Origin of the sequence: Bacillus sp. FSL R9-9530 (assembly GCF_038008145.1) — a bacterium.
Taxonomy (GTDB): Bacteria; Bacillota; Bacilli; order Bacillales; family Bacillaceae_G; genus Bacillus_A; species Bacillus_A mycoides.
In genome coordinates this window covers 58,245-79,983 of sequence record NZ_JBBOYO010000001.1, presented here as the reverse complement: position 1 = coordinate 79,983, position 21,739 = coordinate 58,245, and the positions used below count along the sequence as shown (strand labels likewise).

Below are 21,739 nucleotides of genomic sequence, written 5' to 3'. Positions count from 1 at the left end.
TAGAGACAAGGCTCTACTACCTTCTGTAAATTATATCATATTTTCATATCATTGACTATTTCAAGTTTAATCCCTTCTTATATAACAGCGGCTTTTTCTTTTTCTCCTTTTTTCTTGTTAATAAGGATCCTACTAATAAGAAGGTCGGAATAGATGATAATCCTCCAATTAACAACCAATCTCGTGCTTGTATCGGCATTGTGCTAAAAATCGGCTGTAATGGTGGATAATATATAACTACAAGCATTAACAGTAAAGAAATAATAACCGCCCCTACTAAATATATATTTCCAAACGGGTTGCGGTGAAATATAGAATGTTCACTACGACAATCAAATACATGAATAAGCTGAGCCAGTACTAATGTTGCGAAGGCTACCGTTTGTGCATACTTCAATTCATTCGGATGCTGGTTAAATGCAATAATAAACGCTACTAATGTCACTGCTCCGATTAGAAAACCACGACTTATAATTTTCCATGCAAGCCCTCTAGCAAACACCCCTTCTTTCGGATGGCGTGGTGTTCTCTTCATCACATCTCCTTCAGCCTTATCCAAACCTAATGCCATCGCTGGTAAACCGTCAGTAACTAAGTTCACCCATAAAATTTGAATTGGAACCATCGGCAATGGCAGTGCAAGTAACATCGCAAATAACATAACTAAAATTTCACCAACGTTAGATGCTAACAAATACCGAATAAACTTCCGAATATTTTCATATATGTTTCTACCTTCTTTAATCGCCGATTTAATCGTAGCAAAGTTATCATCTAACAACACAAGTGACGAAGCTTCTTTTGCAACATCTGTCCCTGTAATTCCCATCGCAATCCCTATATCAGCTGTTTTAATAGCTGGAGCATCGTTCACTCCATCACCTGTCATAGCTACTATATGTCCCTTATTTTGTAGCGCCTTAACGATTTTCAATTTATGCTCAGGAGACACACGAGCGAATACATACGTATCTTCTACAATATCTTCTAATGCCTCTACATCCATATTCGCAAGTTCTACACCTTCAACAACGCGTCCACCCGCCGGTAAAACCCCTAGCTGTTCCGCAATTGCCATTGCCGTCACTTTATGATCTCCCGTAATCATTACCGTTCTAATACCAGCTTCCTTACACTCTTTCACCGCTTGCGCCACTTCTAGTCTTGGCGGATCTATCATTCCTTGTATTCCAACAAGCATAAAATCCTGCTCGACTTCTCTTTCATGTTCAATTGAATCTGTAGCTTTTAACGGTTTAAATGCCACTGCAATCGTTCGTAAAGCTTGACTTCCTAAACTATGAATCGCTGCCTGCACTTCTTTTCGATACATTTCACTTAAAGGCTGCTGCTTATTTCCCCACAAAATTGTTTGACTCATCTGCAAAAGAACATCTGGTGCTCCTTTTGTAATAACAAATTTTTTACCTTCACGATCACGAACGATAACGCTCATCATTTTTCTAGTTGAATCAAAAGGAAATTCACGAATGACTTCAAACTTTCCTTTAAGAGCTTCACGTGATATTCCCGCCTTCATTGCAGCAGCAACGAGAGCTCCCTCTGTTGGATCTCCATCTAACACATACGTCTTTTTCTTTTGAATAACATTCGCATTATTACATAAACAGCCAAATGTAAGTAGTTGATACAGTGATTTCGTCTTAGTAGGGTCAATTACTTCTTCACCTTTCATAAACGAACCTGTTGGCTCATAGCCTTGACCTGTTACTTTCCACAATTCTCCGCCTGACCACATATGTGTTACCATCATTTTATTTTGTGTCATTGTTCCTGTTTTATCTGAGCAAATAACAGAAGCACAGCCTAACGTTTCTACAGCTGGCAACTTTCGCACAATTGCCCTCTTTTTAATCATACGCTGTACACCAAGTGATAGCGCAACCGTAACGATAGCTGGCAATCCTTCTGGAATAGCTGCAACAGCAAGCGAAACCCCGGCCAAAAACATGTGATACACTTCATTCCCTTGATATACACCAGCTAGTACAACAAGAGCCGTCAATATAAGAGCAACAATAATTAAAATTTTTCCAAGCTGTTCTAATCTTCTTTGTAATGGCGTTTCCATTTGCTCAGCATTTTGCAACATATTTGCAATTTGCCCCATAGCTGTATTCATTCCAGTTGCTACGACTACCCCTGTTCCAGCACCTCTCGTTATCATCGTCCCCATAAATGCCATGTTTTTTTGATCACCAATTGAAACATCTTGACCTTGTAACGCATCTACCTTCTTTTGTACAGGCAATGACTCTCCTGTAAGAGCCGATTCTTCAATATATAAACTTGAAGATTCCACAAGGCGAACATCCGCGCCAATACGGTCACCACTAGAAAATTTAATAATATCACCTAGTACAAGCGCTTTTGACGGCGCTTTTATCCACTTCCCATTTCTTAGTACAGTAACTTGAGGAGCTGCCAATTCTTTTAAAGCTTCCAACGATTTTTCAGCTTTCCTCTCTTGGAAGAAACCGAGGACACCATTAATAATAACAATTGCAACAATTGCAATCGAATCAATATACTCTCCTAAAAAAGCTGAAATAATTGTAGCACCAAATAAAACAAGTACCATAAAATCTTTAAATTGCGCTAAAAACACCATAAGCGCAGAAGGCCGCTTTGCTTCTTGCAATTCATTTGTGCCAAATTTCTTTAATCGGCCCTCTGCTTCTTGCTCTGTAAGACCTACCTCCACATTCGTATTCGTTCTTTCCTCCACTTCATGTGCTCGCATTTCATACCAATTCATCCTGCCATCGACCTCCTGATTCCAGACATACTCTAATGAAAGCTTATTCAGCCTCGTCCAAAAAAATGCTATAATTAACTTTTAGTTAGAAAGGAGTGTTCATTTATGGCATTCGATGGATTATTTACAAGAGCGATTACACATGAAATTGCAAATTCTCTTTACACGGGAAGAATTTCCAAAATATATCAACCTTCAAAATACGAGATTTTATTACATATTCGCGCAAACGGAAAGAATCAAAAACTGATTCTCTCCGCTCATCCGACATATGCACGTTTACACTTAACAAACCAAAATTACGATTCACCTGCACTTCCACCAATGTTTTGTATGCTTCTCCGCAAGCATTTAGAAGGTGGTTTCATTGAAAAGATTGAACAAATTGATTTAGAGCGCATTATTCAAATTACAGTTCGCAGCAGAAATGAAATTGGTGATGAATCGCTAAAGACATTAGTAATTGAAATCATGGGACGACATAGTAACATCATTTTAGTAGACACAAAAACAAACAATATTTTAGATAGCTTAAAACACGTTTCTTTAGCAGTAAACCGACATCGAACTGTATACGCTGGAGCTGAATATATTGCACCACCAGCACAACATAAAATTAACCCGCTTCAGATTGAAACAGATGATGAATTTATTAGACCGCTAGACTTTCTATCTGGAAACATGGATAAACAGCTTGTCGGCACCTTTACGGGAATATCACCGTTATTCGCAAAAGAAGTAGTGAAAAAAGCAGGTATGGCAAATGAAAAAGCATTATCTGAAGCTTTCTTCAGCTTGCAAAAACCTTTGCTAACACATCAGTACGTGCCAGCAATGATAACAGCAAATGGAAAAGAGTTCTTTTACCTATTCCCTCTTTCTCACTTACAAGGAAACGAAAAAACATTTTCATCTGTTAGTGAATTATTAGATCGTTTCTTCTTTGGTAAAGCAGAGCGCGATCGTGTAAAACAACAAGCTCACGATTTAGAACGCTTTATGCAAAATGAAAAAACAAAAAACGAAAAGAAGCTAATTAAACTAGAAAAAACATTACAAGATGCCGGAAAAGCAGATAAATATCAACTATTTGGAGAGCTACTTACAGCCAATATGTACGCTTTGAAAAAAGGTGATAAAGAGATAGAAGTCGTTAACTATTACGACGAAAATGGTGGGACTGTAAAAATCACATTAAATCCTTTAAAAACACCATCTGAAAATGCACAACGCTATTTCCAAAAGTACCAAAAAGCGAAAAATTCAGTTGCTATTGTAGAAGAACAAATCGTAAAAACAAATGAAGAAATTCTTTATTTCGATAGCTTACTTCAACAAATGGAGGTTGCTTCTTCAAAAGATATTGAAGAGATTCGTGAAGAACTGACCGAAGAAGGTTATGTACGTAATCGTAAGAAGAAAAACTCAAAGAAAAAACCGACAAAACCAGTATTGGACAAATATTTAGCTAGTGATGGCACAGAAATTTTCGTCGGTAAAAACAATAAGCAAAATGATTATTTAACAACGAAATTCTCCCGTCGTGATGAAATTTGGTTACATACGAAAGACATACCTGGGTCCCACGTTGTCATTCGTTCTCTTGAACCTACGGAAGAGACTTTACAAGAGGCCGCTAAAATCGCTGCTTATTACAGTAAAGCAAAAGATTCTAGTTCTGTTCCTGTAGATTTCACGAAAATACGTCATGTCAAAAAACCGAGTGGCGCAAAACTTGGCTTTGTTACGTACGACAATCAGCAAACCGTATATGTAACACCGGATGCTGATACTGTAATGAAATTAAAAGCTTAAATATTAAAAAATGCGTTGCTTGCAAGCGACGCATTTTTTATACGGTTTCAATTCAGTTCATATATCCATTCACTCATTCATAACATCTTTCTTCCCTTCAATATTGTCAAAAAAATTGACAGTGTCATTTCACATCTGTATAAATTTTTTTACAGTATGTATATAAAGTGCACCTCCAATCAATATTTTTTCATCCCCCCACTGATTATTGAAGTAATCCTGATTTTATGAACAAACCGTCTCCCACAAATAACCGGCTAATTTTTTATCTCCCCTAAAATATATGTAGTTCCTACTATCTTTTCTTCAAATATACATTTTGGCACGCTATTTGCTTTATTCAATACTGTGAAAAGGGGGAAATTAACATGACTTTAAGAATTAATAAAATCCAAAATCAACTACAAAAATATGAAATTGACGGATTACTTATTACAAAAAAAGAAAATCGCCAATATGCAACAGGCTTTACAGGCAGCGCTGGCGTCGTCTTAATCTCTGTGGATAAAGCGGTTTTTATAACCGATTTTCGCTACGTAGATCAAGCGAAATCACAAATAAAAGACGCTGAAATTGTTATGCATAAAGGAAATTTAGAGAAAGAAGTTGCAAATCAAGTATCGAAATTAAACATTCAAAAACTTGGAATTGAAGAAAATAACATGACATTACAACAATATAAAAACTTACAAAAATACATACATGCGGAAATGGTGCAAGTGTGCGAAATCATCGAGGATATTCGTATTATTAAAGACACACCTGAAATAGAAACAATGAAAATTGCAGCTAATATTGCTGACGAAGCATTTCACCACATCCTTACATTTCTAAAACCAGGAATAAGTGAAACTGATGTCCGAGATGAATTAGAATTTTTCATGCGAAAAAAAGGGGCTACATCCTCATCATTTCAAATTATTGTAGCTTCTGGCGTTCGCTCTTCACTTCCCCATGGAGTTGCATCAAATAAAATAATCGAACGAGGCGACGTTGTTACATTAGATTTCGGTGCACTTTACGACGGATATTGTTCCGATATAACACGTACTGTAGCAATCGGGGAACCATCAGAAGAATTCAAAAAGATATACAACGTTGTACGAGAAGCATTAAAACGTGGAACTGAAGCAATTAAGCCTGGAGAAACTGCGAAAAGTATCGATGATATAACGAGAGATTACATTATAGAACATGGATACGGTCAATATTTTGGACACTCTACTGGTCATGGTCTTGGGTTAGAAATACATGAACCTCTTCGCCTATCCCAAGAAAGTAAGGCTACTTTAGAAGAAGGTATGGTTGTTACCGTTGAACCTGGTATTTACATTCCGAACTGGGGCGGTTGTAGAATTGAAGACGATATCGTCATTACAAAAGACGGATATGAAGTTATTACAAAAGCGAATCGGGAACTAATAGTTATTCCTTGTTAAAAATCATGTGCTTTTTAACAGGAGTTTTTCTTTACACATAGAATTCCTTCTCTGGAGTAATTGTTTAAAGAGGGGGAATTTTAATTGAACTTTGTAATCGATAAAATAGATGGTTTACAGCCTGAATTTTCAAAACTTGTTTCCATGATGAATTACGCTCGCTATACAACAATGCAGGCTGTCGAGGGCTTAACAATTGAAGAACTTGATTATTTATATGATGAGGAAGCAAATTCAATTGGCATGTTATTGTACCATATGGCTGCTATTGAATTTTACTACCAAATTCATACTTTTGAAGATCGTGAACCAACGGAGGCTGAATTAGAACGCTGGTTACCTGCTATTGAGTTAGGAAATCTTGGACGCAAGAAAATAAAAGGAAACCCAATAGAATTTTACATAAACACATTACAAGAAGTACGTTCCAAAACGATTGAAACTTTTCAATCGTTACCTGATGAATGGCTATTTAAAACGACAGACTTTTGGCATGACAAACCAGCAAATAACTACTTTAAATGGTTTCACGTATTTGAAGATGAAATCAATCATCGCGGACAAATTCGTTTAATTAAAAAAATGCAAAAAGCACATTCAGTAAAATGAGAAAATGCCACCGAATAAGGTGGCATTTTCTTTTATTCATTAACGAATAACTTTTCATTTACTTTTTTAGCGACTACCGCTACCGACATTAAAATGCATATTAAATATAGCAATTTCGCAATAAATAACCACCCTTGAAACATTACAATTCCATCTATTATCTCATTTCCTTTCAATAACAAAAACGGAATCGTGCTAATTATAATAACAAACTCGATACTGAAAACAATTTTCTTTTTTCGGCTATATGCTTTCCATTCATTCCAGCGATACATAGGAGCAAAAATCAATACTCCTATACTTAATATAACTGGTACCCATTCACTTTTAAGAAATTGCCCTGAAATAACTGATAATAGTAAACAAACGAGCACACCAAAATACCCTATTTTCTCTCTCATTCGTACTCCCCCATTCTACTTCTCCTTTAATATGTAACTTGCTATGCTTATAACAATTCTTAGAAAAATAACAACTACAAGTACAATATAAAGACCTTTTGCAGAAGACATCCATTCTTGAAAAATAGACATTTTCTCCATTTGTTTCTGCCCTTCTATTAAAAGAAACCCTACGAAAAATGAGCAAACAACAGTGATACCTATCATAATTCCGATACTTTTCTTACTATATTGTTTCATACCATCCCAGTTATATAAAAGTATAAATACAAACCCGAAAACAGGTATGATACTTATCCATTCATTGCTTGTAAACAGATTTAAAATGATTAATAGACTACAAGATATGATGAATCCCCAAAATCCAATTTTTTTGCGCATAAGTCCTCCTTTAATTCCATTTTTAGGATTAATTGTATTGTAACATCCATTTATTATTCTTACCATTACAGTACATGAAATTTCACTTTTTTCTTTTTCCTATACTCACATACCTTCACCGCTTTCATACAATGAACTACACGAATGCCTAAAGGATGTGAATGTTATGGGAGTTGAATTAACGCTTTTACATGCTCTCTATATTCTTTGTTTACTCACTATTATTACCTTTTTTATTCTTCGAAAAGATACGACAATTATTTGTATTGTTTTTATCTTTTTATTAGCATTAACCGCTACAAGTTCTCTCCCTCTTGCTATTAGCGGTATTTTTCAAAGTTTCATTTACGCCATTACTGAGCTATTACCAACACTTGGGATATCTTTGCTATTATTTTTGGTGTATTTTTTATTAAGGGAATTTGCATTTAAAACATATTTAGTAAAAAATGTTGCCACTGGGGAAACGTTCAGAGTAGATAAACAGGATTTCAAGCAATATAAAAGAGAATTTAAAGCGAAGGAAAAAGAAGTTAGAAAGATATCTGATCTACAGTAAAAGTGTAACTAGTACACAAAAAGTAGGTGTTTAAAATAAGGAGAGATTCTACCTTTATGAAAGTCATTCGTTCAATCTTCCACGCATTTCGTTTATTGAGTAAAATCTTTAAACCTATATTAAAAGCATTATCTAAAAGTAAATTTTAATTACATATAAATAAAAAAAGCCGCCCGACAGGACGGCTCTTCTTTCACATATACATAGGCTTTATTTACAATTAAGCAAATTTTATTTTATATAAATATTACTATACTAGTCTAAAATTTCTGTGTTTACATTTTTTTCTTTTTATCTCATAATTTTAATTGGGAAAAGGGAGGAAAGAAATGGTTCAAATCAAAGTGACACCTGAAATGCTAGAAGAAGTTGCTAATCGTGCAAGTAATACCAGAATCGCATTAGAATCTATACATAATAATTTATGTAATGAAATTGATCATTTGTGTTTTCAATGGATTGGTGCCTCTAATCAACAGTTCATTCAAATGTTCAATGAAGCGAGACCAAAAGCTTTTACATCTATCAATTCAATTATACAAGTGGAAGAAGATCTGAAACGAATTGCCGAAAAATTCCGCAATACAGATAATCAAGATGTTACAATGGAAGAAGGTGCAATGTGTGGTAAACCTTCTTCTGAAGAGAATGGCTTTGATGGTAAAAAATTAGCTAGAGATATTGCTGGTGAAATAAGTGGTGAATATGATGTTCGTCGTGTTTGGGATGGTATTGATCCATCTACTGGCGAAAAACTTTCGGGGTGGGAGCGTGCTGGGGCAGGTGTCATGGCTGTAGCCGGCCTTACACCCTTTGGAAAGATAGCTAAAGTAGGAAAAGGAGTTAAAATGACTGCTAAGGCTACTGAGGCTGCAAATACAGCTAAAAAAGTCACTGCTGGGACAAACAGCGGAGCTAATCTTAGAGTAATTGAAGAACTTAAAGGACCTGTTATAGATGGAAAACGAGTTGGAAGTGGAAAAAAGGTTGATAATGTAAAACCAGTTTGGGGAAGAGATGAAAAAGGGAAACCTTTTATAGAAAAAGAGTTCCCTCATGTATCAAAGGAACATGGTTTTTCTGATGTTATTGATAATTATTCAAGATTTGCGGAGGAGTTTCCACTAGTAGGAGGGGACCGTATTAAAAGGGAATTATATCAAATAACAGGAAGTAACAATGGTAATAAAGGTGTTTTTGAATGGATTGTTGAGCCCAATGGTGATGTGAGCCACAGGAGATTCATTGAAAATGGTGTTATGACGGGTAAGCCAAATCAAATTCCAAAAAAGTAAGAGGTAAATAATATGAACTTAAAAGATTTAAAAAATAAACATATTAAGTATGACTGGAAAACTATTTTTATAGGCATCCAAGAAAATTATTTTAATAAAGACGTCATTTCCGATTATGCGGTAGAATTGATGGATATTGGTGATGAAAGTGAGTTTGTTAGTGAACTTGCATGGGGAGTATCTAGTGAAGATTTAGATAAGGTGATGTTAGAAATAAAAACTAATTATTTTCCTCAATTAGATGAAGAAAGCACAATGTTAGTAGAGGAGAATAGAAAACTAAGATTTGTTTGTTTATCTGAAATAAAAGAAAGATGTAAAGAAGATAATGAATTATTAAATGAAATTGCAGAGTTTTATGGAAATCATCACTACCCAGAAGATATGGTGAGTTTTGTTAATTATATGCCTCAAGAAGTCCCAACTACGAAAGAAGATCTGATAAATAGGTTTGAAAAATTTTTAAACTTAGAGAGATCGAGATTTAAATATGAATAAGGAAACATTAGGAGAATCAATAAGAAAAAAGCCGCCCAACAGGACGGCTCTTCTTTATTTCACATATACATAGGCTTTATTTACAATTAAGTAGATTTTATTTTACACAAATATCATTATACTAATCTAAAATTTCAAATGCATTCGTTAATGCTGAAGGTGAAGGGATTCCCATACGACCAGCATTTTCTAACAGTGATAGCAACTCATTTCCAATAAATAAAAAGATTGTTGCCTCACGAATAGCGCTATTTGTTCCCATAACCACATCAGCTTGTGAAGCCGCTGCTATTTGTAAAGTAGATCCATTTGAACTCGCACGCCGAAATTTTTTGCCAGTTATTATCGGCTTAATCGTCACCACTATCGTTGTGATGTTTATCCTGTAACGTAAGCAAGATAATACTTGCTTACGCCTTTTTAGGTTAAATATTGAAATATACTAACCTTCAAAAGGGTTTATTTATTACATAGCGAAATTATATTATGAGAGTAATTATTTCAAAACGTTTACGAGCAACAGATTACTTCAATTAGAAAAGGGGACATAACTATGAATGAATTGATTTTCGTCTTATTAATTTGTCCATTACTTATCTTTATCGTTTCTGTTATTGGAACACGTAGAACGAGAACGTACTATGTAATGCCAATTGTAACGTTTGCTAGTTTTTTAATAGTAGGTGCTATCGCCTTCCCTCCAAAGTTTTTCTTTTGGGTCGGTATGTATAGTATCTTCTCATTTATTATTTCTTATATGACTCTATTGTTTGTGAGAGGATATGAAGTTGCAGAAAACAATAAGTAGTTATTAGTGAGGAGATTGTAATATGATTTTCTTTGATATCGATGGAACTTTACATAAAATTTTAGCAATGATATAAAAAAGACGACCACGTTCCCCCGCGGTCGTCTTTTTTCGTGTTACGCTGTAATCCAAGCTTCGTTTGCTGGATTTTTACGCCACTCTTGTAATTTTTTCGTTTCAGCTTGTCCGATCATACCTTTTTCTGCTGCAACTTCAGTTAATGCACTGTAATCACTTAAAGAATATGATGCTACGTTTGCTGCTTCTAGTTTCTCTTTTCCTGACTCAAGCTCGTATGTGAAGATTGATACGATTCCTAATACTTCACAGCCAGCTTCGCGAAGTGCTTCTACACATGTAATTGCACTACCGCCAGTTGAAATTAAGTCTTCTACTACTACTACTTTTTGACCTTTTTCAGCTTTTCCTTCGATTTGGTTCCCTTTACCGTGACCTTTTGCTTTACTACGCACGTAGCACATTGGTAAATCCATACGATCGCTTACCCATGCAGCGTGCGCAATACCAGCAGTTGCTGTTCCTGCAATAACTTCTACAGTTGGGAAGTGCTCTTTAATTAACTCCTCTAATCCAGCTGCAATCGCTTGACGTACTTTTGGATAAGATAAAGTTAAACGATTATCACAATAAATTGGTGATTTTATACCAGAAGACCAAGTAAATGGGTCATTCGGTTGTAAAAATACTGCTCCAATTTCTAATAAATGCGATGCGATTTCTTTTTTCATACTGTTACACCTTCCCACTGTTGTTTTACTGTTTTATACGCTTCAAGCGGATTTTCTGCTTTTGTAATACTACGTCCAACTACGATGTAGCTTGAACCAAGTTCCCTCGCACGTTTCGGTGTTGCTACGCGCACTTGGTCATTTACATCATCGCTTGCAAGACGAATCCCCGGTGTTACTGTTACAAATTCATTTCCGCATACTTCACGTAATTTTGGTACTTCAAGTGTTGAACAAACAACTCCATCAAGTCCACTTTCTTTCGTTAATTTTGCATAATGAGCAACCGCTTCTTCTAACGTTTTCTCAATGCCAATCTCTTTTTTCATCATAGCTTCCGAAGTGCTTGTTAATTGTGTAACTGCAATACAAATCGGTCTCTCTTTTCCTTCTTGCTTACCTTCCTCTAATCCCTCAATCGCAGCTTTCATCATACTGCTTCCCCCAGCAGCATGAACATTTACCATATCTACATCTAGACTAGCTAGGCTACGCATAGCGCTTTTTACCGTATTCGGAATATCATGAAGTTTTAAATCTAGGAAGATTTTATGTCCTTTTTCTTTTAAGTACGTAATAATTGCAGGACCTTCTTTGTAAAACAACTCCATACCAACTTTGACAAATAACTCTTCCCCTTCAAAATGGTGTAAGAATTGTTCTACCTCTTGTTTCCCTGGAAAATCTAGTGCAACGATTAACGACTGTGACATGTTTGCTTCCAGCTCCTTCCTTGACATTCCGAAATATGATCAAATCCTAATTCATCTAGTAATGCTGGTAATTCTTCAATAATTGTCGGACATACGAACGGATCGATAAAGTTCGCCGTTCCAACTGCGACCGCGCTTGCGCCCGCATAGAAGAATTCAATTACATCTTCCGCTGTTTCAATACCACCCATTCCGATGATCGGAATGTTAACCGCTTGACTTACTTCATGTACCATACGAATTGCTACTGGCTTAATCGCAGGCCCTGATAGTCCGCCCGTACGGTTTGCTAAAATTGGTTGTGCAGTTTTTAAATCTAGACGCATACCAAGCAATGTATTAATCATCGTTAAACCGTCCGCACCCGCATTTTCAATTGCTTTTGCAATTTCCACAATGTTTGCCACGTTCGGTGACAATTTCACATATACCGGTACTTCAGAAACCTCTTTTACTCGCTTCGTTAAATCAGCAGCAATTTCAGGATTTGTACCAAAAGCGATACCACCCGTTTTTACGTTTGGACAAGAAATATTTAATTCTAGCGCATGAACATTAGGTGCCTTTGAAATCGCCTTCGCAACCGCTACGTAATCCTCAGCTTGTGAACCCGCAACGTTTGCAATAATCGGAAGATCAAATTGCTCGAGAAAAGGTAATTCAGAATTCATTACCTTTTCTAATCCAGGATTTTGAAGCCCGATTGCATTTAGCATTCCGCCTGGTGTTTCAGCAACACGAGGCGTTGGGTTTCCATAACGAGGTTGTTCTGTTGTCGCTTTAATCATAATTGATCCAAGTACACTTAAATCATAGAACTGTGCATACTCACGACCAAATCCGAAGCAACCAGATGCTGGGATGATTGGATTTTTTAATGATAACCCTGGTAATTCAACTTGCAATCTGTTCATAGTACAACCTCCCCGATTGGAAATACTGGTCCGTCGCTACACACCTTCTTGTAAGAATGCCCACTCGGATCTGCTTGCAAATGGCATACACATGCGAAACATGCTCCGATACCACAGCCCATACGTTCTTCTAATGAAATATAGGCTTTTCTCTCCTTATAGCGTCCTTCTAATGCACGAAGCATCGCTAAAGGTCCACATGAGTAGAGAATGTCAAAGTCAATTCCATAGCTATCGATTACATCTGTTACAAACCCTTTTGTACCATGTGTACCATCAACTGTTGCAACATACGTATCACCAAGTTCTGCGAATTTCTCTTCATAGAAGACAACATCTTTCGTTTGGAAACCTAAGATGTGAATAACGCGTACTCCTTTTGCTACAAGACGCTGTGACAATTCATATAGTGGTGGTACACCAATTCCCCCACCAACTAATAGAGCCGTTTGTCCAGATTCCGCTTCTTCTACAGGAAATCCATGACCAAGTGGTCCTAACACATCTACAAGTTCACCTTGTTTTCTTTTCGCTAATGTTTTTGTCCCTTGTCCTTCCGCACGATATAGCATTGTAAATTCGTTCTTGTCTTGATCGACATTACAAATACTAATTGGGCGGCGCAGAAGGGGCGTAATGCCCTCTGCTACCTTAATGTGTACAAACTGCCCTGGATCGTTCATTTGCTGCACTAAATCCCCTTGAAGCACTAATTCGTAAATGTTTTTTGCGATTTCTTTTTGGTTAACGACGATCATATTTTGCTTTTGCATCATGCATGTACCACCTCGTGACGCTTCGTTTGCGTAATTTCTTTCATTGAATGAGCTGAGAATGTCATAGATTCTAATACTCTCAAGATTGCTCTCGTTGTATCAAGTGATGTTAAGCAAGCCACACCATTTTCTACTGATTCACGGCGAATGCGGAAACCATCACGCGCTGGTTGTTTTCCTTTTGTTAATGTATTGATTACAAACTGCGCTTTCCCTTGACGGATAATATCAAGTAAGTTGTAGTCTTCAGAATCAATTTTGTTTACAACTTGCACCGGAATGTTTTGTTCTGTTAGCGATTGTGCTGTTCCTGCTGTTGCTAATAAGTTATAGCCGATTTCATGGAAGCGTTTTGCAATTTCCAGCGCTTCTTCTTTATCTTTATCCGCTACAGTGATGATTACTGATCCGTGCGTTGGAATGTTAATTCCTGAAGCAACAAGTCCTTTATATAATGCTTTTTCAAGCGTTAAATCTTTACCCATTACTTCCCCTGTTGATTTCATTTCAGGCCCTAATGTTGTATCAACTGAGCGTAGTTTCGCAAATGAGAATACCGGTGCTTTTACATACACTTCCTTCTCTTCTGGGTGATAGCCAGTTCCATATCCTTGTTCTACAAGGTTTTGACCTAAAATAACTTTCGTTGCGATATTTGCCATCGGTACGCCTGTAATTTTACTTAAGAATGGTACTGTACGGCTCGCACGTGGATTTACTTCAATTACATACACTTCATCTTTGAATACTACAAACTGAATGTTTAGTAATCCAACAATGTTTAAACCTTTTCCAAGCCCAATTGTATGTTCAATAATTTGTTCTTTTAGTTTTTCAGATAAGCTCTGTGGTGGATATACTCCAATTGAATCCCCAGAGTGAACTCCAGCGCGTTCGATATGTTCCATAATACCTGGAATGAATACATTCTCACCGTCTGAAATTGCATCTACTTCAATTTCTTTACCAACCATATAACGGTCGATTAATACTGGGTGATCTGCGTGAACTTTAACCGCATTTTTCATGTAGTGCAGTAATTCTTCTTGACGATATACGATTTCCATCGCACGTCCACCTAGTACGTAAGATGGTCTTACTAATACTGGGTAACCAATTTTGTCAGCGATCGCTACTGCTTGCTCTACAGTCGTTGCTGTTTTACCAACTGGTTGCGGGATACCAAGCTTTGTTAAAGCTGCTTCAAACTTATCACGATCTTCTGCACGGTCTAAATCTTCAAGTGATGTTCCTAAGATTTTCACACCGTGTGCTTCTAATTTAGCCGCTAAGTTAATTGCCGTTTGTCCGCCGAATTGGACGATAACACCTTCTGGCTTTTCTAAATCGATAATGTGCATTACATCTTCGATTGTTAATGGTTCAAAGTATAATTTGTCAGAAATACTGAAGTCTGTTGAAACTGTTTCTGGGTTGTTATTAACAATGATTGCCTCATATCCAGCTTCTTTTATTGCCCATACAGAGTGAACTGTTGCATAATCAAACTCAACACCTTGACCAATACGGATTGGACCAGATCCTAGTACAACTACACTCTTACGATCTGTTACAATCGATTCATTCTCGTCACCATATGTGCTGTAGTAGTATGGTGTTGCAGATTCAAACTCTGCCGCACAAGTATCTACCATCTTATAAACAGGAGTCATATTGCTTTCTTTACGCATATCGTAAATTTCACGCTCTGTTTTGTTCCAAGCATTGGCGATGTAATGGTCACTGAAGCCCATTTCTTTCGCAGATTGTAACACTTCCATATTTCCTACATTCGCTTTTACTTCGCGTTCCATGTTTACGATATTTTCAACTTTTTGTAAGAAGAAGAAGTCCATTTCACACCATTCGTTGATTTCTTCTTTCGTTACACCTTGACGGATTGCTTCTGCTACAACGAACAGACGCTCGTCATCAGCCTTTATAATACGCTTTTTCATCGTTTCTTTATCAAGCTCTTTTAAGTGGTCTAACTCTAGGTGATAAACGCCAAGCTCTAAAGAACGAATCGCTTTTAATAATGATTGTTCTAAGTTACGTCCGATTGACATAACTTCACCAGTTGCCTTCATTTGTGTACCAAGTGTTCTGTTTGCTGATTCAAACTTATCAAATGGCCAACGTGGAATTTTTGAAACAACATAGTCTAATGCTGGCTCGAAGCAAGCGTATGTTTTTTGTGTTACTGGGTTTATAATTTCATCTAATGTTAAACCGACTGCAATTTTCGCCGCTAGCTTCGCAATTGGATATCCAGTTGCTTTAGATGCTAGTGCAGACGAACGACTCACACGCGGGTTTACTTCGATTACATAGTATTGGAAGCTATGTGGATCAAGTGCAAGCTGAACGTTACATCCACCTTCAATTCCTAATGCACGAATAATTCTTAATGAAGTGTTTCGTAACATTTGATACTCACGGTCACTTAATGTTTGGCTCGGTGCTACAACGATAGAATCACCTGTGTGAACCCCAACCGGATCGATATTTTCCATGTTACATACTACAATCGCGTTATCATTCGAATCACGCATTACTTCATATTCAATTTCCTTACAACCGGCAATACTCTTTTCTAATAAACATTGTGTTACTGGACTATGTTTTAATCCACCTGATACGATTTCAATTAGTTCTTCTTCATTATTACAGATTCCGCCACCTGTTCCCCCCATTGTAAATGCTGGGCGAACAATAACTGGATAACCAATTTCTTTTACAAATTCATGTGCTTCTTCCAGCGTATGAATAATCGTGCTAGATGGAATTGGTTCATTTAATTCCTGCATTAATGTACGGAATAAATCACGATCCTCGGCTTGCTCGATTGCTGATAATTTTGTTCCTAAAATTTCAACTCCGCACTCTTCAAGTATGCCTGATTTCGCAAGTTCAACAGCCATGTTTAGGCCTGTTTGACCACCTAATGTTGGTAGGAGTGCATCTGGACGTTCTTTACGAATGATACGGCTTACGAATTCTAATGTTAATGGTTCTATATATACTTTATCTGCTGTTGCAGTATCTGTCATAATTGTTGCTGGGTTAGAGTTAACAAGGATTACTTTGTAACCTTCTTCTCTAAGAGATTGACAAGCTTGTGTACCAGAGTAATCAAACTCTGCTGCTTGCCCAATTACAATTGGTCCTGATCCGATTACTAAAATTGTGTTAATGTCTAGGCGTTTTGGCATAACTCTTCCCCTTCTTTCTTGAAGTTTTCAATCATTGCTAAGAAATCTTCGAATAAATCATTTGCATCTTCTGGACCTGCAGAAGCTTCTGGATGGTATTGCACTGTAAATGCCGGGAACTTCGTATGACGAAGACCTTCTACTGTTCCATCATTTAAAGCAACATGTGTAATTTCCAGTTCTGTATTTCCAACTGATTCTTCTTCTACTGCGTAACCATGGTTTTGAGATGTAATTGCTACTTTTCCAGTTGCAAGATTTTTTACTGGATGATTTAAACCACGGTGACCGAATTTTAACTTACTTGTATTCGCACCAGATGCCAGGGCGAACAATTGATGTCCTAGGCAAATCCCGAATAAAGGAACTTTACCAATAATGTCTTTTAACATTTCAATTGCTTCTGGTACATCTTTTGGGTCCCCAGGTCCATTACTTAACATAATTCCATCTGGACTAAGGCGTAGAATTTCTTCTGCTGTTGTATTGTAAGGTACAACAATTACATCGCAATCACGCTTATTTAATTCTCGTAAAATACCATGTTTCATTCCGAAGTCTACAAGTACAACTCGGTGTCCACGGCCTGGACTTGGATATGGATCTTTTGTTGATACGCGTTTCACATGATCTGTAAAGACAGTTGCTTTCAATTGGCTAACGATGTCCTCTACATCCACATCCATATTGCAAAGACGTCCGCGTAAAGTTCCATATTGACGAATTTTTCTTGTTAATTTTCTCGTATCAATTCCTGCTAATCCTGGGATATTTCTTTCTTTCAAGTAATCATTTAGCGAAATTTCATTACGGAAGTTTGATGGGTGATCACAAATTTCGTTTACGATTAAACCATTTACAGATGGGTGAATTGATTCAAAATCATCACGGTTAATGCCGTAGTTTCCGATTAATGGATACGTAAATGTTACGATTTGACCGCAGTATGATGGATCAGATAAAGTTTCTTGATATCCAGTCATCCCAGTTGTAAATACAACCTCACCTGACTTTTCTATTTCTCCTCCGAAACCTTTTCCAATTAATACTGTTCCATCTTCTAAGATAAGTTGTCTTTTCATACTAATGCACTCTCCTTTTGCCATGCGATCTTACCACCAACGATTGTCATAACCGGCCAACCTTGGCATTTCCAACCTGCGAATGGTGTGTTTTTTCCTTTTGATAAGAATGTTGTTGGATCAATTTCTTCTTCTTGTTCTAAATCGATAATTGTAATATCAGCTGTTCTACCTTCTGTTAGGCGCCCTGCTTCTAAACCGAATGTGTCAGCTGGTTTTTCTGTTAAGAATTGAATCAGTTGCTCTAATGTAATGATTCCTTTTTTCACAAGGTTTGTATATAAAAGCGGGAATGCTGTTTCAAAACCAGTAATTCCGAACGGTGCTCTTTCAATCCCTTGCGCTTTCTCTTCTGCAGTATGCGGTGCATGGTCAGTTGCGATCATATCAATTGTTCCATCTAATAGTCCTTCAATTAACGCTGCATGATCTTCTTTTCCTCGAAGCGGTGGATTCATTTTAAAGTTAGGATCAGCCGATGGGATATCATCTTCACATAATACTAAGTGATGCGGTGTTACTTCTGCTGTCACCTTAATTCCAGCACGTTTCGCGTCACGGATTACACGTACAGATCCTTTTGTACTTACGTGACATACGTGGTAGTGACAATTTGCAGCTTCCGCAAGTAAGATGTCCCGGGCAATATGTACGGATTCACATACTGATGGGATACCGTTTAATCCGTGTTTCTCAGAAAACTTCCCTTCATGTACACATCCTTTATTAATAAGTGTGTTCTCTTCACAGTGTGCAACAACTGCCATATTTAATTTCGATGCACGCTTCATTGCAGCTAACATCATACTTGCATCTTGCACGCCTACGCCATCATCAGTGAAAGCAAATGCTCCAAGTTCTTTTAACGTTTCAAAATCGGTCATTTCAGAACCTGCTTGACGTACTGTAATTGCTCCATATGGTAATACATTTACATGTGCTTTTTCTTTAATACGCTTTTGCAGGTCTTCCATATGTTCTTTACAATCTGGTACTGGGCGTGTGTTTGGCATTGCGCAAATTGTAGTAAATCCACCTTTTGCTGCTGCAAGTGTTCCTGTTTCAATTGTTTCTTTATGTTCACCACCTGGTTCACGAAGATGAACGTGTACGTCTACTAATCCAGGTGCGATTAACTTTCCATTTACATCGATTACTTCAGCATTATCTGCCGTAATATTTTCTGCTACCTTCGCAATTTTACCGTCTTGTACGAGAAGATCTGTTGCTACAATTGTTCCTTCTTCATTCATATAACGACCATTTTTAAACAAATAATTCATGTTTCATTCCTCCTAATACATTTGGTAATGCGCGTTTTAGTACAGCCATTCTTACGTAGACCCCGTTTCCCATTTGCTTGAATATGCGTGAGCGTTCACACTCGACAAGTTCACTCGCAATTTCAACATCACGGTTTACAGGGGCTGGATGCATAATAATGCTTCCTTCTTTCATACGTTTTTCTCTTTCAACTGTTAACCCATGTTGCTCGTGATACTCTTTCATAATGTCTGTTTCATAATGGTCATGACGCTCATGTTGTACACGAAGTAACATCATCACATCCACTTCTGGAACAAGTTCATCTAAACTCTTGTACGTTCCAAATGTGTTCTCTTCATCTTTCCACTCTTCTGGGCTTGCAAAGTAAATTGTCGCGCCCAGTTTCGTTAATGCTTCTGCATTAGAACGTGCTACTCGGCTATGACGAACATCCCCAACTATTGCAATCTTCAAACCTTCAAATCTTCCAAACTCTTGTTTAATTGTTAGAAGATCGAGTAGACATTGCGTTGGATGATTTCCACATCCATCTCCAGCGTTCAAGATTGGGATATTCACCTGATCTTTTAATTCATCGAAGTAACGATCTTGCTCATGGCGGATGACTACCGCTTTTGTTCCGATTGATTCTAGTGTTCTTATCGTATCGTATAAAGTTTCTCCTTTTTGTACGCTAGATGCATCTGCGGAAAAGTCTAATACTTCAAGTCCTAATCTCTTCTCAGCAACTTCAAAGCTAAATCTCGTCCTCGTACTATTCTCAAAGAACAAGTTCGCAACAAATGTTTGCTCTGTCGTTTTTCTCTCTTTTCCATTCGCGAAATCTTCTGCGTCTTTTAGGATTTCTGAAATTTCTTGTTCCGATAATTCACTCATCGTTAACAAATGGCTCATCGTCATCCCTCATCTTTCTGTTTTTTATGATAACACCATTGAATTTATATAACAATAACTGTATAAAAATACCCTAGTCTTTGAGACTAGGGTGCGTTAAAGTAGCCACCCTTTTCTATCTCACAGGACTGAATTAAAAGGTTATTTTTATGAAGCAATCTGCTTAGATTGTTTTGTTTTATTTGTTTGTTTTGTCTCTGGTAGTAGTAGATTTAATAGTACACCTACAATTGCTGCTAGCGCCATTCCTTCTACTTGGAACGATTCACCTACGTGCAGTACCGCTCCGCCAATACCGATTACTAGTATAACTGATGCAATCATTAAGTTTCGTTTGTCACCTAAGTCTGTTTTATCGTCTACCATCATACGTAAACCACTTGATGCGATTACACCGAAGAGTAAGATTGATACACCACCCATAACTGGTGTTGGAATCGAATGAATCAGTGCTGAAATCTTCCCGATAAATCCAAACATGATTGCGAACACTGCTGAACCGATGAATAAGTATACACTGTATGCTCTCGTAATTGCTAGCACACCGATGTTTTCACCGTACGTTGTATTCGGTGGTCCCCCTATTAGTGATGCGATCAATGTTGCTATCCCATCACCGAAGATTGAACGATGTAAACCTGGTTTTTCAATTAAATCTCTTTTAATAACATTTCCAAGTACAATTTGATGTCCGATATGTTCTGAAATTGTTACAAGTGCAACTGGCACCATTAAGAGTACAATTTTCCATGAAAACTCCGGAGTATATGTTACAAACGGTACTGTGAAGTCTGGTATGACAAACCATTTTGCCTCAGCTACTGGCTTTAAATCTACTAGCCCTTGGAAGTAAGCGAATATATACCCGCCGATGATTCCAAGTAGCACTGGTATGATACTGAAAAATCCTCTCCCGAATATGGAGCAAATGATTGTAATTGCTAATGTTACTAATGCTACTGAAAAGTGTGTAATGCTATACTTACCATCCGCACCGTTCATCGCCATGTTCACTGCTGTATGTGCTAAAGATAAACCGATTACCATTACGACTGGCCCAACTACGATTGGCGGAAGTAATTTCATAATCCATTCTGACCCAGATTTCTTAATTCCGAGTGAGATTAAGATGTACACAAGTCCCGCAAGCATTCCTCCAAGCATCGCTGCTCCAGGTCCACCTGCTGTTTTTGCTGTAATAATTGGTGCAATAAAGGCGAATGATGATCCTAAATATGCTGGTACTTGACCTTTCGTTATTAGAAGAAACGCTAGCGTTCCTAATCCACTTGATATTAAAGCTACTGATGGATTCAGTCCTGTTAAAAATGGAACAAGCACTGTTGATCCAAACATCGCGAACAAATGTTGTATACTTAATAATAACCATTTTCCCGGTTTCGGTACTTCATGAATGTCTAACACTGGCTTTTGCTCCATTGTTACATCCTCCTTCAGTTTTAATTTTTGCAATAAAAAAACTCTTTGTGCCTGTGCACAAAGAGTCCTACACTTTCGTATGCCA

General features: G+C 37.3%; 19 protein-coding genes and 2 pseudogenes. 8 read left to right on the top strand and 13 right to left on the bottom strand.

The window, feature by feature from the left end:
- Positions 1-55: 55 nt before the first annotated feature.
- Entirely contained in the window at positions 56-2,779 is a 2,724-nt protein-coding gene (locus MKX66_RS00395) for a calcium-translocating P-type ATPase, SERCA-type (protein ID WP_002033778.1), read from the bottom strand.
- A gap of 105 nt (positions 2,780-2,884) precedes the next feature.
- Between MKX66_RS00395 and MKX66_RS00390 the strand changes: the two genes are divergently transcribed.
- From MKX66_RS00390 to MKX66_RS00380, 3 genes are all read left to right on the top strand, one after another.
- Entirely contained in the window at positions 2,885-4,594 is a 1,710-nt protein-coding gene (locus tag MKX66_RS00390; protein WP_215590118.1) for an Rqc2 family fibronectin-binding protein, read from the top strand.
- 368 nt (positions 4,595-4,962) lie between these two features.
- Complete coding sequence (locus MKX66_RS00385; RefSeq protein WP_193651957.1) at positions 4,963-6,033, top strand: M24 family metallopeptidase; 1,071 nt, start codon at positions 4,963-4,965, stop codon at positions 6,031-6,033.
- A gap of 84 nt (positions 6,034-6,117) precedes the next feature.
- Positions 6,118-6,642, top strand: a complete 525-nt coding sequence (locus MKX66_RS00380) for a DinB family protein (protein WP_012261593.1) — start codon at positions 6,118-6,120, stop codon at positions 6,640-6,642.
- A gap of 32 nt (positions 6,643-6,674) precedes the next feature.
- On the opposite strand, the gene MKX66_RS00375 is transcribed toward MKX66_RS00380, so the two are convergent.
- Together MKX66_RS00375 and MKX66_RS00370 are read right to left on the bottom strand one after the other, a co-directional pair.
- Positions 6,675-7,043 (bottom strand): YoqO family protein, encoded by a 369-nt coding sequence (locus MKX66_RS00375; protein WP_012261594.1) that lies wholly within the window; start codon positions 7,041-7,043, stop codon positions 6,675-6,677.
- Positions 7,044-7,058: 15 nt separating this feature from the next.
- Positions 7,059-7,490 carry a YoqO family protein gene (locus MKX66_RS00370; RefSeq protein ID WP_215590119.1) on the bottom strand — a complete coding sequence of 144 codons (432 nt, stop codon included), beginning with the start codon at positions 7,488-7,490 and terminating at the stop codon, positions 7,059-7,061.
- A gap of 100 nt (positions 7,491-7,590) precedes the next feature.
- Between MKX66_RS00370 and MKX66_RS00365 the strand changes: the two genes are divergently transcribed.
- The 3 genes from MKX66_RS00365 to MKX66_RS00355 all read left to right on the top strand — a co-directional run bounded on the left by MKX66_RS00365 (position 7,591) and on the right by MKX66_RS00355 (position 9,776).
- On the top strand, positions 7,591-7,983 hold the full coding sequence (locus tag MKX66_RS00365) for a hypothetical protein (protein WP_012261596.1): 393 nt from the start codon (positions 7,591-7,593) through the stop codon (positions 7,981-7,983).
- A gap of 329 nt (positions 7,984-8,312) precedes the next feature.
- Positions 8,313-9,278: a WXG100 family type VII secretion target gene (locus tag MKX66_RS00360; protein WP_000249934.1), complete on the top strand. Its 966-nt coding sequence runs from the start codon at positions 8,313-8,315 to the stop codon at positions 9,276-9,278.
- 12 nt (positions 9,279-9,290) lie between these two features.
- Entirely contained in the window at positions 9,291-9,776 is a 486-nt protein-coding gene (locus tag MKX66_RS00355; protein ID WP_193651961.1) for a DUF2247 family protein, read from the top strand.
- Between the two features lie 121 nt (positions 9,777-9,897).
- Here the strand turns inward: MKX66_RS00355 and MKX66_RS00350 are convergent.
- Positions 9,898-10,074, bottom strand: a pseudogene (locus tag MKX66_RS00350) (phage holin family protein); the annotation flags it as partial.
- On the opposite strand from MKX66_RS00350, the pseudogene MKX66_RS00345 reads away from it, so the two are divergent.
- Together MKX66_RS00345 and MKX66_RS00340 are read left to right on the top strand one after the other, a co-directional pair.
- A pseudogene (locus MKX66_RS00345) lies at positions 10,058-10,165 on the top strand (MFS transporter); the annotation flags it as partial. The pseudogenes MKX66_RS00350 and MKX66_RS00345 overlap by 17 nt on opposite strands.
- Before the next feature lie 164 nt (positions 10,166-10,329).
- Positions 10,330-10,584: a YbeF family protein gene (locus MKX66_RS00340; RefSeq protein WP_002033769.1), complete on the top strand. Its 255-nt coding sequence runs from the start codon at positions 10,330-10,332 to the stop codon at positions 10,582-10,584.
- Between the two features lie 116 nt (positions 10,585-10,700).
- On the opposite strand, the gene pyrE is transcribed toward MKX66_RS00340, so the two are convergent.
- The 9 genes from pyrE to uraA all read right to left on the bottom strand — a co-directional run bounded on the left by pyrE (position 10,701) and on the right by uraA (position 21,654).
- A complete protein-coding gene (gene pyrE / locus MKX66_RS00335) occupies positions 10,701-11,333 on the bottom strand; it encodes an orotate phosphoribosyltransferase (protein ID WP_002137968.1) in 633 nt (210 codons plus the stop codon).
- The gene (gene pyrF / locus MKX66_RS00330) at positions 11,330-12,046 is read right to left on the bottom strand and encodes an orotidine-5'-phosphate decarboxylase (protein WP_000083510.1); all 717 of its coding nucleotides are present in this window, start codon (positions 12,044-12,046) and stop codon (positions 11,330-11,332) included. The genes pyrE and pyrF overlap by 4 nt, the downstream gene beginning before the upstream one ends.
- On the bottom strand, positions 12,031-12,960 hold the full coding sequence (gene pyrD, locus MKX66_RS00325; protein ID WP_193651962.1) for a dihydroorotate oxidase B catalytic subunit: 930 nt from the start codon (positions 12,958-12,960) through the stop codon (positions 12,031-12,033). The genes pyrF and pyrD overlap by 16 nt, the downstream gene beginning before the upstream one ends.
- On the bottom strand, positions 12,957-13,736 hold the full coding sequence (gene pyrK, locus MKX66_RS00320) for a dihydroorotate oxidase B electron transfer subunit (RefSeq protein ID WP_002088239.1): 780 nt from the start codon (positions 13,734-13,736) through the stop codon (positions 12,957-12,959). Before pyrK ends, pyrD begins: the two co-directional genes overlap by 4 nt.
- Complete coding sequence (carB, locus tag MKX66_RS00315; protein WP_002165154.1) at positions 13,733-16,951, bottom strand: carbamoyl-phosphate synthase large subunit; 3,219 nt, start codon at positions 16,949-16,951, stop codon at positions 13,733-13,735. The genes pyrK and carB overlap by 4 nt, the downstream gene beginning before the upstream one ends.
- Positions 16,936-18,033 (bottom strand): carbamoyl phosphate synthase small subunit, encoded by a 1,098-nt coding sequence (locus tag MKX66_RS00310; protein WP_002121861.1) that lies wholly within the window; start codon positions 18,031-18,033, stop codon positions 16,936-16,938. Before MKX66_RS00310 ends, carB begins: the two co-directional genes overlap by 16 nt.
- The gene (pyrC, locus tag MKX66_RS00305) at positions 18,030-19,316 is read right to left on the bottom strand and encodes a dihydroorotase (protein ID WP_033707133.1); all 1,287 of its coding nucleotides are present in this window, start codon (positions 19,314-19,316) and stop codon (positions 18,030-18,032) included. The genes MKX66_RS00310 and pyrC overlap by 4 nt, the downstream gene beginning before the upstream one ends.
- The gene (gene pyrB / locus MKX66_RS00300; protein WP_215590120.1) at positions 19,300-20,214 is read right to left on the bottom strand and encodes an aspartate carbamoyltransferase; all 915 of its coding nucleotides are present in this window, start codon (positions 20,212-20,214) and stop codon (positions 19,300-19,302) included. The genes pyrC and pyrB overlap by 17 nt, the downstream gene beginning before the upstream one ends.
- A gap of 147 nt (positions 20,215-20,361) precedes the next feature.
- Positions 20,362-21,654, bottom strand: coding sequence for a uracil permease (gene uraA / locus MKX66_RS00295; RefSeq protein WP_002014712.1), 1,293 nt, complete (start codon positions 21,652-21,654; stop codon positions 20,362-20,364).
- Positions 21,655-21,739: the final 85 nt, after the last annotated feature.